This window comes from Streptococcus infantis, from assembly GCF_047464155.1.
Lineage (GTDB): Bacteria > Bacillota > Bacilli > Lactobacillales > Streptococcaceae > Streptococcus > Streptococcus infantis_U.
The window spans coordinates 129,536-144,157 of record NZ_JASHCL010000002.1; the positions used below are offsets into that span (position 1 = coordinate 129,536).

At 40.9% G+C, this 14,622-nt stretch carries 14 protein-coding genes and 1 tRNA gene; 6 read left to right on the forward strand and 9 right to left on the reverse strand.

Going from position 1 to position 14,622, the window contains the following annotated elements; translation table 11 throughout:
- Nucleotides 1–599 precede the first annotated feature (599 nt).
- From pepF to QM810_RS04935, 6 genes are read right to left on the reverse strand one after another with little or no spacing between them, the layout of a single operon-like run.
- Nucleotides 600–2,396 (reverse strand): oligoendopeptidase F, encoded by a 1,797-nt coding sequence (gene pepF, locus QM810_RS04910; RefSeq protein WP_414254042.1) that lies wholly within the window; start codon nucleotides 2,394–2,396, stop codon nucleotides 600–602.
- A gap of 10 nt (nucleotides 2,397–2,406) precedes the next feature.
- Complete coding sequence (locus QM810_RS04915) at nucleotides 2,407–3,150, reverse strand: 16S rRNA (uracil(1498)-N(3))-methyltransferase (RefSeq protein ID WP_414254043.1); 744 nt, start codon at nucleotides 3,148–3,150, stop codon at nucleotides 2,407–2,409.
- Between the two features lies 1 nt (nucleotide 3,151).
- Nucleotides 3,152–4,102, reverse strand: a complete 951-nt coding sequence (gene prmA / locus QM810_RS04920; RefSeq protein ID WP_414254044.1) for a 50S ribosomal protein L11 methyltransferase — start codon at nucleotides 4,100–4,102, stop codon at nucleotides 3,152–3,154.
- Complete coding sequence (locus QM810_RS04925; RefSeq protein ID WP_414254045.1) at nucleotides 4,081–4,482, reverse strand: hypothetical protein; 402 nt, start codon at nucleotides 4,480–4,482, stop codon at nucleotides 4,081–4,083. Before QM810_RS04925 ends, prmA begins: the two co-directional genes overlap by 22 nt.
- Complete coding sequence (locus QM810_RS04930) at nucleotides 4,479–4,907, reverse strand: NUDIX hydrolase (RefSeq protein WP_414254046.1); 429 nt, start codon at nucleotides 4,905–4,907, stop codon at nucleotides 4,479–4,481. The genes QM810_RS04925 and QM810_RS04930 overlap by 4 nt, the downstream gene beginning before the upstream one ends.
- A gap of 9 nt (nucleotides 4,908–4,916) precedes the next feature.
- Complete coding sequence (locus QM810_RS04935) at nucleotides 4,917–5,387, reverse strand: DUF3013 family protein (RefSeq protein WP_006149390.1); 471 nt, start codon at nucleotides 5,385–5,387, stop codon at nucleotides 4,917–4,919.
- Between the two features lie 115 nt (nucleotides 5,388–5,502).
- Between QM810_RS04935 and QM810_RS04940 the strand changes: the two genes are divergently transcribed.
- Both QM810_RS04940 and QM810_RS04945 read left to right on the forward strand, forming a co-directional pair.
- Nucleotides 5,503–6,774, forward strand: coding sequence for a replication-associated recombination protein A (locus QM810_RS04940; RefSeq protein WP_225750480.1), 1,272 nt, complete (start codon nucleotides 5,503–5,505; stop codon nucleotides 6,772–6,774).
- Between the two features lie 262 nt (nucleotides 6,775–7,036).
- Nucleotides 7,037–7,109, forward strand: a tRNA-Lys gene (locus QM810_RS04945).
- Between the two features lie 352 nt (nucleotides 7,110–7,461).
- Here QM810_RS04945 and QM810_RS04950 read toward each other — a convergent pair.
- Nucleotides 7,462–8,550 carry an AI-2E family transporter gene (locus tag QM810_RS04950; protein WP_172858952.1) on the reverse strand — a complete coding sequence of 363 codons (1,089 nt, stop codon included), beginning with the start codon at nucleotides 8,548–8,550 and terminating at the stop codon, nucleotides 7,462–7,464.
- 9 nt (nucleotides 8,551–8,559) lie between these two features.
- Complete coding sequence (locus tag QM810_RS04955; protein ID WP_235083461.1) at nucleotides 8,560–9,849, reverse strand: DUF308 domain-containing protein; 1,290 nt, start codon at nucleotides 9,847–9,849, stop codon at nucleotides 8,560–8,562.
- Nucleotides 9,850–10,504: 655 nt separating this feature from the next.
- On the opposite strand from QM810_RS04955, the gene QM810_RS04960 reads away from it, so the two are divergent.
- The 4 genes from QM810_RS04960 to QM810_RS04975 all read left to right on the forward strand — a co-directional run bounded on the left by QM810_RS04960 (nucleotide 10,505) and on the right by QM810_RS04975 (nucleotide 13,748).
- Nucleotides 10,505–10,936 carry an Rrf2 family transcriptional regulator gene (locus QM810_RS04960; RefSeq protein ID WP_060955225.1) on the forward strand — a complete coding sequence of 144 codons (432 nt, stop codon included), beginning with the start codon at nucleotides 10,505–10,507 and terminating at the stop codon, nucleotides 10,934–10,936.
- Between the two features lie 77 nt (nucleotides 10,937–11,013).
- Complete coding sequence (locus QM810_RS04965) at nucleotides 11,014–12,018, forward strand: NADP-dependent oxidoreductase (protein WP_060955224.1); 1,005 nt, start codon at nucleotides 11,014–11,016, stop codon at nucleotides 12,016–12,018.
- Between the two features lie 13 nt (nucleotides 12,019–12,031).
- The gene (locus tag QM810_RS04970) at nucleotides 12,032–12,868 is read left to right on the forward strand and encodes an alpha/beta fold hydrolase (RefSeq protein WP_060955223.1); all 837 of its coding nucleotides are present in this window, start codon (nucleotides 12,032–12,034) and stop codon (nucleotides 12,866–12,868) included.
- A 1-nt stretch (nucleotide 12,869) separates the two neighbouring features.
- Nucleotides 12,870–13,748, forward strand: a complete 879-nt coding sequence (locus QM810_RS04975) for an SDR family NAD(P)-dependent oxidoreductase (RefSeq protein WP_250307650.1) — start codon at nucleotides 12,870–12,872, stop codon at nucleotides 13,746–13,748.
- A 281-nt stretch (nucleotides 13,749–14,029) separates the two neighbouring features.
- On the opposite strand, the gene QM810_RS04980 is transcribed toward QM810_RS04975, so the two are convergent.
- Nucleotides 14,030–14,593, reverse strand: coding sequence for an ABC transporter substrate-binding protein (locus tag QM810_RS04980; protein WP_414254047.1), 564 nt, complete (start codon nucleotides 14,591–14,593; stop codon nucleotides 14,030–14,032).
- Between the last annotated feature and the right edge of the window lie 29 nt (nucleotides 14,594–14,622).

The window sequence follows — 14,622 nt, forward strand, 5'->3', positions numbered from 1 at the left end:
AATTCTTGAGCTTGTTTCAAAGCGTCATCTGCTTTGTTCTTATTTGTTACAGCAGATGCATACTCTTGTTGCGTTTTATCAACAATCTTCTGAGCATTCTTTTCTTCTTCAATTGTTTGATTCAGTTTTACTTCTACATTTTTTACATCTGATTCTGAAACTTCAACATCCTTTTTGGTCTCTGATTGACTGACGGTAGTTTTAGTCGATTGTTTATTTGTAACCTCATCTGCTTGGACATGACCATTAAAAGCAGTTACTATTGCAGTTGCAACTCCCAAACCAATCAGCACTTGTTCCTTTTTCATAAAATTAACCTTTCTTTAAAAACGTTTACATTATTAATTTTAACATATTTACTTATATTTCAAAATAAAATGAGTAACTCTTCATCTGTACTCTCTACATCACTCCTTCTCAGGAGAATATTTAAGAGTAGAGACTTCAGCTATTTTTAGGGCAATCTTATTATATAGTATAAATAAAAGTATAGAGAATACCAATACTATTCCTGCTTCAATATTTTTTTAATCACCACCAAAAATAAATGTCATTCTAAAATCTAAACAATATTGCTATATTGTTGCACTTTTATGATTTTACTCCCCCAACTCCGCACTGTAGGTGATAATTTGATCAACTGTATCAGACAAGAACTGAATGGTATCACGGAGTGGTTTATCTGTTGAAATATCTGCTCCGATAATCATTGCTGACTCAAGTGGTGTCTTACTGCCACCTGACTTGAGGAGATTGAGCCAATCTTCAGCTCCAGTTTCTGAATTTTTCAGATGAAGGTAACCTGCAGTCGAGATTACAAGTCCAGCTGAGTAAGTATAGCTATACAAGCCCATGTAGTAGTGAGCTTGGCGCATCCAAGTCAAAGCCGCATCATCATCGATTTCAATAGCATCCCCCCAGAAGTCTGTCAAGACTCCCTTCATAATGCTGTTGAGTTTACTTGCTCCAAAGGTCTCTCCTTCTTCAATCAACGTATATACCTTACGTTGAAAAGCTGCTTCCAAGAGATGGGTAATAAAGTTATGGAAGTAGGTGTCTGTCAAGCGATGAGCCAGAGCGAAGCGTTTTTGACGTGGGTCATTAGACTGGTGCTCCAAGTAATTACTAAGAAGCAATTCATTGAAGGTTGACGGCGCTTCGACATAGTAAGTAGACATGTGAGCATTGAAGTAGCTTTGGTGATTATCCGAAAAGATGAATTGACCAGAATGCCCGATTTCATGAATCAAGGTATAAACATCGCTCAAACGACCTGTCCAGCTCATGAGAACATAAGGATGCACGCGATATGGATCCGCCGCATAGCCACCAGAATCCTTACCGCTATTGGCAGCAAAGTCCACCCAGCGTTCTTCTTGATAGCGAGCAACTTCCTGACAATATTCTTGTCCCAAAGGTTCTACCGACTTCATGACCAAATCATAGGCATCATCAATGGTCACTTCAGGATTAAGGGCGCTGTCCAAGTCCAATTTCCAGTCTGCAAAGGTCATCTTTTGAAGACCATTCACTTTGGCAACATGCTTGAGATATCGCTGAGCAACTGGCGCAAAGTCCTTCATGATGAGGTCAATCTGGCGGTCAAACATGGCACGGTCTACTTCTTGCTCAGCCAAAAGATAGTCGAATACTGAATCATAACCTTTCATATCTGCCAACAATTTCTCAGATTTAACCTGAGCAAGATAGGCTGCCGCAGCTGTATTTTGGTGCTTACGAAGTCCTTCTGAGAAAGAACGGAAGGATTTCTCACGAACCTCAGCATCCTCGTGGTTTTGGTAGAAATTTTCATAGGTCACAAAACTGTTTTTGTAGGTTTTTCCATGGGCTTCAAAATCAGCCATTTCAAAGTCCCCAGCTCGCATTTTAGTATAAATATCCTGTGGACTGTAAAAAACTTCGCCCAGATTGGTCAAGGCCTTCTCTACATCAGCCCCAAGATAGTGGGCTTTTTTAACTTTTGCCTGACGAATGGCTGCAGTCAAATGTGGCAAGTCACCCAAACGGTCCAAGACTTCTTCATCTGCTGCCACCAAGGCATCGTCAAAGAAGGTTAAGGCGACACTGGCATCTGTCTCGAAGTCCATCCCAGCTTGGGCGATATTGGCAAAATCCTCGTTACTGTAGTCCGTCGTCTGAGGCATAAAGGCGTAGTTGCCAATATGACTCATCTGAATGTAGATTTGTTCCAATTCTGCAAAAGCCTTTTCAAAATCTTCAAAAGTGTGAAGATTATCCTTGTAGTCACGGCTAAATTTATTGATGTCTTCACGCGCCTTTTCAATCGCACGCAAGAAGTCCTCACGGTCTTGATATAAGGCTGTCAAGTCCCAAAGTTCCTTTTCAGGAAATTCTGAACGGTGTTTTTGTTCCATCTTTTTCCTCTTATTTCTCTAATTCTAATAAAACACTAAGGGCTGATAAAGCATAAAGTGGTGCTGTTTCTGCTCGCAAAATACGAGGACCAAGTCCTGCCAGGACTGCTCCCTTTTCTTCAAAACTTTCAATTTCTGCAGGAGATAGACCACCTTCTGGTCCAAAGATAAAGAGCAGTTTAGATCCTTTTTCTAACCCCGCAACAGCTTGGATAAGCGCTGCTGATTCACCTTCTTTGGCTGACTCTTCATAGGCTACCACGATAGAGTCAAACTGGTCCAGCTGAGATAGAAAATCTGCTTTTTTTTCAAAAAGGGTGACACTTGGGACCAGATTGCGTTTGCTTTGCTCGGCTGCTCCAAGGGCAATTTTTTCTAACTTATCAACCTTTTTGCCCAATTTCTTGCCATCCCACTTGGCAACGGACCAGTCCGCGGGGAAGCCCCAAATCTGACTAGCACCCAGCTCCGTCACTTTTTGAGTGATGAACTCTAGCTTATCTCCCTTGGGAAAGCCAGAGGCAATGGTCACTTGGACTGGTAGTTCTACATTATCAGCTAATTCCTCAACCAGCTCCAATTGACGCGCCTCTACATTTACCACGCGCGCCAATCGCTTGATCCCATCATCAAAGACTAGAGTCACCTCATCATCTTCTTTCAATCGCATAACCTGAAACATGTGCTTGCTGGTTTCCTTATCCTCGATGGTGACAGGAGAGATTGCACTGCCTTTAACAAAATACTGCTGCATGCTAGCCTCCAATCACACCGGAGACATCCTTGGTCTTCTTGAAGACGCAGGCATTCCATTCCCCTTGGATCATGTGGGTTTCAAGGAAAAATCCAGCTGACTCAGCCGACTCACGCACCATGTCCCACTTGTCCTTGATAATGCCACTCATGATGAGATAGCCTTCGTCCTTGACCAAACGATAAGCATCATCTGTCAGATGGATAAGGATATCTGCTAGGATGTTGGCCACGATGACGTCCGCCTCAATTTCTACGCCCTTAAGCAAATCACCTGGGGCTACATGGATGTTCTCCATACCAGGATTGAGCTCAATATTTTCCTGAGCCACCCGAACCGCCACATCATCCAAGTCATAGGCAAAGATTTCCTTGACACCTAGGAGAGAGCTAGCAATAGAAAGAACGCCTGAACCAGTCCCTACATCTAGCACTGTTTCACCACCACGAAGGACTTGCTCCAAGGCAAAGAGACTCATCTTAGTTGTTGGGTGCGTTCCCGTTCCAAAGGCCATGCCAGGGTCCAGCTTGATAATTTTTTCTCCCGCTGTTGCCTCATAGTCTGTCCATGACGGTACGATGGTCAGGTCATGGGTGATGCGAGCTGGTTCATAGTATTTCTTCCAATTATCTGCCCAATCTTCCTCAGCCAAGGCAGTGGTGCCAATCTTGACTTCACCCAGATCCATAAAATCTGTCAAGTCTGCTAAGCGATCCTGCAAATCTGCCTCAACAACGGCTACATCAATCGTTTCAGGATAGTAGGCTGTCACCACGATTTCTTCTTGCTGCTCGACATCAGGGAAAATCTCACCAAAGCGATCCACATTTCCCACATAGTCCATACTGTCCTCAATCGCAACACCCTGGGCGCCTAACTCGATCAAGAGATTAGAGACCAACTCCTCTCCCTCACGCTTGACTGTAACCTTTAATTCTTGCCATGTTTCCATTTTGTATTTTCCTTATTCTTCTTAAATTCTTCAATCACATCTGTATAGTGTTCTTTCATTGCGCTATGAATCTGCTGTTTAAAAATACCAAACATAAGATAATAAACAAATAGAACAATTCCTGCAAGCAGTAGCAGTAATAAAAAATGTACTGAAAGGGGCAGTACGAGACCTTCACCACTCATTAAGGGTAAAACAAGCATTAATCCCCAAATAACAGCCATAGAGATCCCAGCTACTTTCGTACCACTTTCTCTCTGCTTCTTTAACTTTAAATATTCCATATAAATAAATGTAGCTTCTTCTCTAGAGTATTGTCCAGTTTCTAGATTACGCTTAACTTCCTTATTCAACGTGGTTGTTGCAATCGCAAAAATCATTTTTCTTCCTCCAAATAATCCCTCAATCTCCCCTGGAGCTGAGGTACAGCCTGTTTAGAATTCAAAAATTCCTCAATGCTCATCAGTTTGTATGTCTGTCCTTCATCTCCAAAGGTGATATTATCAAACTGATCCTGACTTAGCTGACCGACCATAAAGACAGACTGCCGACCTTCAAAGAGCATGCTGGGATAAACCTTACTCCAGAGCATACAATCCTCATTTAAATGAATTCCCAGTTCCTCATAAACTTCACGCGCTGCGCACTCGAAAGGACTTTCGTTCCCTTCACGGCCCCCACCTGGTAACTCCCACATATTGGGCCAAGGGATATTGTCCTTGTCATCACGCAAGATGGTCAGTAGCTTATCTCCACAAAAGAGGGCAATTTTGCAGCCTGTGAAATCTGAAATGTCTATATCCACTACAAGCTCCTAGTATCTCGGATAAGGATAAAATTCTCCTTCTTCCAAGCCAACTTTTCCTTCTTCAAAGACTTCTTGGTTCCATTCCATGACGAATTCTTCTGCTTCTGGGTCTTCCAAAAAGTCCATGAGGGCATCTAGTCCAACCTCTGCAGTATCTTTAAGGAATAGCGCAAAATAAGCTAAAAATTCACGAGAAAAACCTTTCTTCGGCAGGTAAGGGATGACCGTGAGATAGTCTTCTTCATTAACTGTTGACTTGGCAGGGTTGTAAAAAAGTACCGCTTCTTCAAAAAGGATATCATCTGACGAAACCTCTCCGTCTTCATCTAACATCTCCACCCCTGCAGCATTTTGTGCCTCTAATAGAAAACTCACTTCAACCGCATGATTACGCTTGTCCCAACTAATCTCATAATCAAAAGGAAAGTTCTTGTCCAACTCTTCTTGTAAAACATCTAAAAATCCATATGTTGCCATTTTGTCCTCTTTCTATACGACTCTTTAATCGCCCCGAATACTCGGAAATATGCTAAAATAGATACTACCATATTACCACATTAGTATCAGAAAATCCATGTTAGAAAGGACTGCTATGCCAGACAATCTCGCGCTTCGTATGCGCCCCAAAACCATCGACCAGGTCATTGGTCAGGAGCATCTAGTTGGACCAGGCAAGATTATCCGCCGTATGGTGGAAGCCAATCGCCTATCCTCTATGATCCTCTACGGACCTCCAGGCATCGGAAAAACCAGTATCGCTTCAGCCATCGCTGGAACAACCAAGTATGCCTTTCGGACCTTCAATGCCACAGTTGATAGTAAAAAACGCCTCCAAGAAATCGCTGAGGAAGCTAAATTCTCAGGTGGCCTTGTACTGCTACTAGACGAGATTCATCGTCTTGACAAGACGAAACAAGACTTCCTCCTTCCTCTCTTAGAAAGTGGTCTAGTCATCATGATCGGGGCGACAACTGAAAATCCTTTCTTTTCTGTCACTCCAGCCATCCGAAGTCGTGTTCAGATTTTTGAGTTGGAACCCTTGTCTAACCAAGATGTCAAAGAGGCCATTCAAATCGCCCTGACTGACCCTGAACGAGGCTTTGATTTCCCTGTCGAGTTAGATGATGATGCCCTTGATTTTATCGCAACATCTACCAACGGAGACCTCCGTTCTGCCTTTAACTCACTGGACTTGGCAGTTCTCTCCACTCCAGAAAATAATGACGGTATCCGTCATATCACGCTGAATATCATGGAAAATAGTCTCCAGAGAAGCTATATCACTATGGACAAGGATGGAGATGGACACTATGATGTTCTATCTGCCCTTCAAAAGTCCATCCGTGGCTCGGATGTGGATGCCAGTCTTCACTATGCTGCTCGCTTGATAGAGGCCGGTGACCTTCCTAGCCTAGCTCGTCGTTTGACTGTGATTGCTTATGAAGATATTGGCTTAGCCAATCCTGAAGCCCAGATTCATACTGTAACTGCTTTGGATGCAGCACAGAGGATTGGATTCCCCGAAGCCCGCATCCTCATTGCCAATGTTGTGATTGATTTGGCCCTTTCTCCAAAATCCAACTCAGCCTATGTGGCTATGGATAAGGCTCTGGCTGATCTTAAATCATCCGGTCACCTACCAATCCCACGTCACTTGCGTGATGGTCACTATAGTGGTAGCAAGGAACTAGGCAATGCCCAAAACTACCTCTATCCACACAACTACCCAGGTCACTGGGTCAAACAAGAGTACTTGCCAGAAAAAATCCGCAACCATAGCTACTTCTCACCAGAAGATAGTGGAAAATACGAACGGGCTCTGGCTCAACGCAAGGAAACCATTGATAAATTACGAAACTTATGAAATCCTTTTCAAAATTTTTAATTTTCCCTTGATTTTTTTTGAAAAAGTGGTATCATATAATCATAGAAACGCTGTGGTGTACGACTTTACATTTAAGTGTTGACCGACTATTTTTTGTATTATTAGGGAAACAAAAGTCTTCTAACAGCATGTAGGCCGTCTCACACGGAAACAGCTTCAGTTAGAGCGAGTTGCCCACCTGCTTAATTGCGCGGGTTCAATACAAACCGTGAAGTTTCGGCACCAATACAGCTTTTTATTTGCCTCCTTAGCTCAGTTGGTAGAGCAGTAGACTCTTAATCTATGGGTCACAGGTTCGAGCCCTGTAGGGGGCATCTAAATCAACAGGAAAAAGCCTTGATTTCAAGGCTTTTTTGATGTCAAATAACTTTTTGTAGCAAATCATTATAAAGGTTTTCCAACCTTATCAAACTTATCATTTATTCTCAATCAATTGCTAGCAATATTTGATAAGACTAACTGTTTTTTACAGTACAGAGCTAGTCTATAATTAACTAAACTATACTAATTTGTGCCCATATTACATGGCCAATCCGCATAGAGATTAAAATGGGCTATTATGAATTCATAAATTTTCGCAACAGAACAAGAGCAAGTCATTTAGAAATAAAAGAGAAGAGAATCTTTCACTCTCTTCTTAGTATATCTTATTAAATTCAGTCTTTCTCAATCTACCTGATTTTCCTTTGCAACGACAAATTCTTTAACCAGTCGATAGATAACAGCAAATACGGGGGTAAAGAATATCATCCCAAGTAAGCCAAAGAGATTGCCTCCAATACTAGCTGCTGCAAGTGTGAAGAGAGCTGGTAAGCCGATAGATTGACCTACAACTTTTGGATAAATAAGGTTTCCTTCAATCAGCTGTATAACTTGATATAGAAGAAGAGAAAGTAAGGCTTGAGTAGGACTCACTGTGAAGATAAAAATCGCTCCCACAACACAAGCAATCATAGGCCCTACATAAGGAATGAACGATAGCACTCCTGCAAATATACCTGTCATTACTCCATAGGGTATCCCAAACAGGCTGTAACCAACCGCTATCATAACTCCTATGATAACTGCTTCAATCAGCTGACTCATCAAAAATTGGTCATAAGTCTCTAGTGCTACTTGTCCAATGTAAGTCAACTTTATCACCACCTTCTCTGGAAGAAAAACTTTTAGAAGTCGACTCGTCATCGCTGCCAAATGTTCCTTACTGGATAAAAATAAAAAGGTGAAGACTATAATCAAAAAGGCATTCATCAAACTTGAAAAAATATTGCCGATATTACTAGTCAGACCTGATAAAAAACCTATCAAAGCTTGGCTAATAGAACTAGATTGTCCCTGTATGCCTGATACGATAGTTGACAACATGTCTTTGGTTACAAATTCCGAGCTGCCTAGCAATTTCCCAAGTTGAGTAAGGACTGTTGAAAGGACTGTTCCCAGCTGACTAATAGTCTGAGCTAGGGTTGGCAGCACCAAAACCAAAAGAGCAATCACGATTAAGATAAGAGCTAGGAAAACAAGTACCATGGCAATCGGACGACGCAACTCTGCCTTTACCTTCAATTTAACTAAGTACTGTTCAATTTTTTTCATGGGAACATTGAGCACAAAAGCAATAACAGCACCATAAATCAAGGTTGATGTTACATCAAAGAGAGAGATTGCTCCTGATATAAAGCTCGATGCATTCAGAATTACAAGAGCAACCAGCCCTATAAAAAGGATTAACGGGGTATATTTTTTAACTAAGTTCATAAATTCTCCTTAATAAACATGTTTAGATACGACTATACTATTTGGTTTTTCAAACTCTCGATCAAGGTAGGCTTGGTAAGTTCCTGGAGCGATAAATCCTTTTGGTGAGAGGATATCTGTTCCAGCTTGACCGACTATGGTATCAGCCAAGAGCACACAGTTTGTGGACAAGACAAAGTAGGATTTAAACTTAGATTTGATAAATTTATAAAGTTCCCCATCCGTCTCATGTCTGATTTTATAAGCGTAGGTGTAGTCTTCCTTACCATCTTCCGTTTTAATTTTATCTGCGCTTGGCTCCCATGGAATCGTCAGTTGTTTCAATTCAGCTAATTTTTCCTGAACCGCTTCTTCCATTTCCGGTGTCAAATCTATTCCGTAACCAAATAGCGTTTTTTGACTCTCCCGTTTACATAAGTCAATGTACTTATCACGGTCACAGAAATATAAGACACCATCTCCTACCATACCAAATAAGGTCTCAGATGACGGATCATAGTTGCCATAAGAAATAACACGGCCCTGATAGCAGATATCCACATGACCAATAGCTGAAAACAGGGAGGTCTCAGCTGTATGAACAAAAATTTCTAGCTCTGCTGTCTTACCAGACTTCACCATTCCAAGATAGATTTCCTCTTCCTTATCAGCATTTTCCTGCATGAATTTATTGATTTTTGCTAAAGTACTTGCAGGGATGAGAGCGGCTAGGGCAATAGGTAAGCTCATTCTGACACGACGTTTGAGATGGTTTTTCCCAATTTCCTTTTCAAATAAGAAACCGTCACGGATATTGGACACACCATAAAGGCAAAAATAAGCCCCTAAAACAAAGAGTTGAAAGACAGAATTTCCCGTAGAGGACAAAAGACTAGTCCCACCAAGAAAAACTAGTACGAGACCATCTAGTAAGAAACGAAAACGAGGTCGAATTTTGTTTTTGCGGTAGAGAACATAGGTGACAAGGTTGATACTAGCATGAAAAATCTGAGAAATTCCAATCACAAGAGCCAAAATATAAATTGGCACATCAGTAGCAAGATTCGAGCCTAGCAAATATCCCATCACTAACAATTTAACCAGTGCAACTCCCAAGGTGTCCGTTGACTGACTTTTTTTGAAAATACGTAATACTAAATCTAAGACCGTTGCTATCCAAGCTAAAAACAGAACCAGTCGAATAACCGTCACTGGCAACCAAGTTCCCGTGACCATCAAGATAAGACCTAGCAGAACAAACAAGAAACCCTGAACAAGTAATTTCTTACCTGTCAGACCTAAAGAAAGAATTTTTTCCATAAAAGACCTTTCAAAAATAATAATTAAGCCCTTTGATCAAATTGACTGGTAAATAGCCAACGGCACAAACAGTCTGTACCAGCAAGACATAGCGATTAGCGATGACTGTAGTAAGGTCACCATCTTGTCTTATGCACTTCTAAAATTTGTTTTATTGATTCGAAAACAGAGCTTATAAAAACTAGCTAAACTTGAGAGATAAGTACAATTGAGACGAAAAAATGTCTAACCAATACTACTTGTAAAGGTAAGAAAATATTATTTCTATTCTATTAATGATTTATATACTATCTATTGTGACACAAAACTCACTATAGTTCAACATTTTACTAATTAAAAATCATAAAAGAAGTTTCAAGTCCTCATAACGCTTTGAAAAGAACAAAAAAACGGAATGAAATAACATATAATTAGATTATTAAACAAAGTTTACTAGGCACAAACTAAGATATGTTTGATCAAGCAGAGAGGGGAGATGCTGTTTCTTTAAAACAAGTTTATCTCACTATTTTTTATGAACTGCCTTTCCAGACATCTCTAATCTGATGACACTCTTCAAAAATATTTTAAAAATTTAAAACAAAAGTCTTGCTTTTCATTTTATTTGTGATATACTTGTTCTCGTATTAGATACAAGTTATCCAAAGGAGTTTATATGGATACAAAATTTTCAGTAGCCTTACATATCCTAACCATGATTAGCGAGAGCAAGGATACCTTAAGTTCACAAGCTCTGGCTGAGAGCGTCGGAACCAACGCTAGTTATATTCGTAAGGTGATTGCCTTATTGAAAAACGCTGGCTTAATTACTTCCCATCAAGGAAAAACAGGCTATCAACTCAGTAAGTCCCCAAAGGAAGTGACCTTACTTGAGATTTATTTTTCCACACAAGAAGTCAACCACATCAGCTTATTTCCCGTTCACCAAAATAGCAATCCGGATTGCCCAGTAGGGAAACATATTCAAGCTGCCATTTCGCCACTATTTGCTAGCGCTGAAGCTCAACTTGATAAGGAACTAGCCCAGCAAACCTTAGAAGATGTCATTAACAATCTTTATAAAGATGCCAAACAAAAACGAAACTGATTTGCATGCAGATCAGTTTTAAAAAGACTATGCTTGTATCTCTATCGGATACAACAAAAAATAGAAAAGGGTAGACAATGAAAGTCGCACAACATACTACTTATAACAAAAACAATATCACACTAAACATCACAGAAATCGCAAAACCAAGCATCACAGACAAAGAAGTTTTGGTCAAAGTCACCGCAGCTGGTGTTAATCCTCTGGATAACATGATTTCCCGTGGTGAAGTAAAGGTGATCGTCCCTTACAAACTTCCACAAACTGCTGGAAATGAAGTGGTCGGTATCATTGAAGAGACAGGTAGACAAGTCAAAAATCTCAAAGTCGGAGACCGAGTTTTTGGGCGTTTACCACTTAATCATATTGGTGCCTTTGCAGAATACGTAGCTGTCGATAGTCAGGCTCTAGCCAAGGTTCCAGACTATCTGTCTGACGAGGAAGCCGCTGCTGTTCCTTTGACTGCCTTAACCATTATGCAAGCCTTAGAACTCATGGGGGCTCAAGCTGGCAAAACCATCTTTATCTCTGGTGGTACAGGCGGTGTCGGCGGTATGGCCATTCCGATTGCTAAGGCTAAAGGTTTGAAGGTCATTACCAATGGGGCTGGAGATAGCGCTGAGCGTGTATTGAACCTAGGAGCAGACCGCTTTATCGATTATAAAACAGAGGATTATACAAAAACTGTTAGCCAGGTTGATTATGTCCTCGATACCCTTGGTGGCGCTGAGACTGAAAAACAAATGTCTATCATGAAAAAAGGTGGTCAGCTTGTTTCCCTCCGTGCTATGCCAAATGGTGACTTTGCCAAACGCATGAACCTGCCAAAATGGAAACAGATGATTCTTGGCTTAGCTGGTCGCAAATTTGATAAGATGGCTGACAAATACGGCGTTCACTACCATTTTATCTTTGTGGAAAGCAATGGTGCTCAATTACAAGAGGTAGCTGACCTCTTTAGCAAATTAGAAATCAAGCCATCTATCGATACAGTCTATCCATTTGAAGAAGTGAATAGCGCCTTAGACAAGGTCGCTAATGGTCGCTCACGTGGAAAAACTGTCCTCAGCTTTAAGAAATAAAAAGGAAAAGACAATGTCATATCTTACAACTAAAAATCAATACATCACTGTTGAAGGGAACAAAATTGCCTATCGCGAACTCAGCAAAGGCAAATCAAAACTACCTCTTCTGATGCTGGTCCACTTGGCAGCAACCCTCGACAACTGGGATCCAAAACTTTTGGACTTGATTGCTGAAAAGCACCATGTGATTGTGGTCGACCTTCCTGGTGTGGGAGCCAGTCAAGGAAAAGTGGCCCCAACCATTTCTGGAATGGCTGAGCAGACGATTGCCTTTATTCAATCCCTTGGTTACGATAAAATCAATCTCCTAGGTCTTTCTATGGGAGGGATGATTGCCCAAGAAATGGTCCGAATCAAGCCTGATTTGGTCAATCGTCTCATTATAGCAGGAACAGGACCTCGAGGTGGAAAAGAGATTGATAAGGTCACAGGGAAAACATTTAACTATATGTTTAAAGCTGGACTCGAGCGCATCGATCCTAAACGCTATATCTTCTATAACCATGATGAACAAGGAAAAATCGAAGCTTTGAAAGTTCTCGGACGAATGGGAATGCGAACCAAGGAATTTGCGGACAAAGACATGAGTGTGCCTGGTTTCTTGACTCAACTCAAAGCCATTAAACGTTGGGGGAAAGATTCTCAAGACGACCTAAGATTTATCACCCAACCAACCTTAATCGTCAACGGGGACAAGGATATGCAGGTTCCAACAGAAAATTCTTATGATATGCATGAGAAAATAAAAGATAGTAAGCTGATCATCTATCCAAATGCTGGTCACGGTTCGATCTTCCAATATGCAGAGGAGTTTTCAAAAGAACTCATTGCTTTCTTGGAGGACTAATATGGTCAAAACGATTCTGATTACAGGTGCTACTGACGGTATCGGTAAACATTTGGCAAAGAAATTAGCCAGTGAAGGCCATCAGGTCATCCTCCATGGTCGCAATCCTCAAAAACTTGAGCTGGCGCTTCAAGAGGTTCGGGCCGTTTCCTTGAGAGGCAGAGTTTCGAGCTACTTGGCAGATTTTTCAAAATTAGACGATGTTTATCGATTTGTAGGGGAAATCAAGCGAGACTTTCAAAGGATCGATGTCTTGTTTAACAATGCAGGCCTGTATGCAGGAAAAGAACGAAAAGCGAGTGCTAAAAATGTCGAGTTGACTTTTATGTTATTCGTTCTCGTTCCCTATCTGTTAACAACTGAGCTAAGCCCCTTGTTAGAAAAATCGGCTGACAGCCGTGTCATTAATACTTCTTCCTATATGCATCATTTTGCCAAGGTCAAGGATTTGGACTTTGGATTTGAGAAAGAATACAATCCAGGATTGGCCTACAATAATTCAAAACTTTACACTATTTGGATGACACGCTATCTGGCAAGAGACTTCTTTTTAAGAGGTTCAAACATCACCATCAATGCCTATCATCCTGGTCTTATCTCGACTAACTTAGGGAATAATTCTAGTGATGAAAAGACAAAAAAGTCTCTCTTCGGACGCCTGATGAAGTCTCTCTCGAAAGATCTAGATCAGGGAATCGAAACAGGCTATTATCTCACCTTATCAGAGGAAGTCAGGGGCTTGACTGGCTACTATTTTGATGAAAAGAAAGTCAAGTCTGTATCTGAAAAAGGCTACACATTTGAAAAAGCACAAGATTTAATCAATTACTGCAATGATAAAATTGAGTTGTTTAAACAGAAATATGCTCTGCTTAATTAGAAAAAAATTCTCTTTCCATTTTGCTAGAAAGAGAACTACCAATTCAGGGATAAAGGAATTCGTGTCACGAGCGCCTGCAGTATTGAGCAAGACACTCTTTGGAGCAGCTAAAGCCTCTCCTGTCTTTTGGTCATAATAAACAGCCTGTCCATTGCATTCGCCGATAAAGACACGACGGCGTCATAGAAAAAACACCTTTACCTCTTTCTATTTCCTTTGTTATATTTTAAATTGGTTAGAAAGCAAGGGCGTTTCTACACCCTTACTTCTTACTAGTATTCTTATTTACGGTAAAAATGACTATCTTTGTCACTTGGTGATTGGCCGATGGACAAGACTTCTTGGCTACCATCTGTACCTGTCAATTCATTTTGGACTCCCGCTGGAGTGTAGATAAGGCGAGCACCTTCTCCACCATCAACAAGTTGGATTCCTGCTGAGTAATAACCATTTTTTTCCTCTACTTGACCCATCTCGTATTTAAAGGTTCCATTTGAACTTTGGATTGTTACAATTCCATCTGCTGTGACTGTTGCAGTTGTTCCTGCGTAATTTTCCCAAGTTCCTACAAATTTAGCGTAAGTCTCTAATGATTTTTGCTTATCTTCCGTTTGTTCTGCTTGAGTGGTTGCAGCTTCTGTCGCACTATTTGTTTCTGACTTCTGCTCCGCTTTTTGGCTTGCTTCAGTTTTACTTGCGGACTCTGTAGTCACCTTGCTTGTTGTTTCCTTTTGGTTTGTAGCTGAAGTGTTCTTGTCAGTCTTTCCACCACAGGCAACCAAGGTCAAGGCAGCCAATAAGGTCAGGATTGATAGGCTCGTATAGCGCATTGTTTTGTTTTTCATAAAAATCTCCTTTGAAATAGATACAGATA

What these genes read in the sequence shown, in the direction of transcription:
- QM810_RS04980 (WP_414254047.1), bottom strand. Translation starts at nt 14,593, where the DNA reads ATGAAAAACAAAACAATGCGCTATACGAGCCTATCAATCCTGACCTTA.
- QM810_RS04970 (WP_060955223.1), top strand. Translation starts at nt 12,032, where the DNA reads ATGTCATATCTTACAACTAAAAATCAATACATCACTGTTGAAGGGAAC.
- prmA (WP_414254044.1), bottom strand. Translation starts at nt 4,102, where the DNA reads ATGGAAACATGGCAAGAATTAAAGGTTACAGTCAAGCGTGAGGGAGAG.
- QM810_RS04965 (WP_060955224.1), top strand. Translation starts at nt 11,014, where the DNA reads ATGAAAGTCGCACAACATACTACTTATAACAAAAACAATATCACACTA.
- QM810_RS04940 (WP_225750480.1), top strand. Translation starts at nt 5,503, where the DNA reads ATGCCAGACAATCTCGCGCTTCGTATGCGCCCCAAAACCATCGACCAG.
- QM810_RS04960 (WP_060955225.1), top strand. Translation starts at nt 10,505, where the DNA reads ATGGATACAAAATTTTCAGTAGCCTTACATATCCTAACCATGATTAGC.
- QM810_RS04950 (WP_172858952.1), bottom strand. Translation starts at nt 8,550, where the DNA reads ATGAACTTAGTTAAAAAATATACCCCGTTAATCCTTTTTATAGGGCTG.
- QM810_RS04915 (WP_414254043.1), bottom strand. Translation starts at nt 3,150, where the DNA reads ATGCAGCAGTATTTTGTTAAAGGCAGTGCAATCTCTCCTGTCACCATC.
- pepF (WP_414254042.1), bottom strand. Translation starts at nt 2,396, where the DNA reads ATGGAACAAAAACACCGTTCAGAATTTCCTGAAAAGGAACTTTGGGAC.
- QM810_RS04975 (WP_250307650.1), top strand. Translation starts at nt 12,870, where the DNA reads ATGGTCAAAACGATTCTGATTACAGGTGCTACTGACGGTATCGGTAAA.
- QM810_RS04925 (WP_414254045.1), bottom strand. Translation starts at nt 4,482, where the DNA reads ATGATTTTTGCGATTGCAACAACCACGTTGAATAAGGAAGTTAAGCGT.
- QM810_RS04935 (WP_006149390.1), bottom strand. Translation starts at nt 5,387, where the DNA reads ATGGCAACATATGGATTTTTAGATGTTTTACAAGAAGAGTTGGACAAG.
- QM810_RS04955 (WP_235083461.1), bottom strand. Translation starts at nt 9,849, where the DNA reads ATGGAAAAAATTCTTTCTTTAGGTCTGACAGGTAAGAAATTACTTGTT.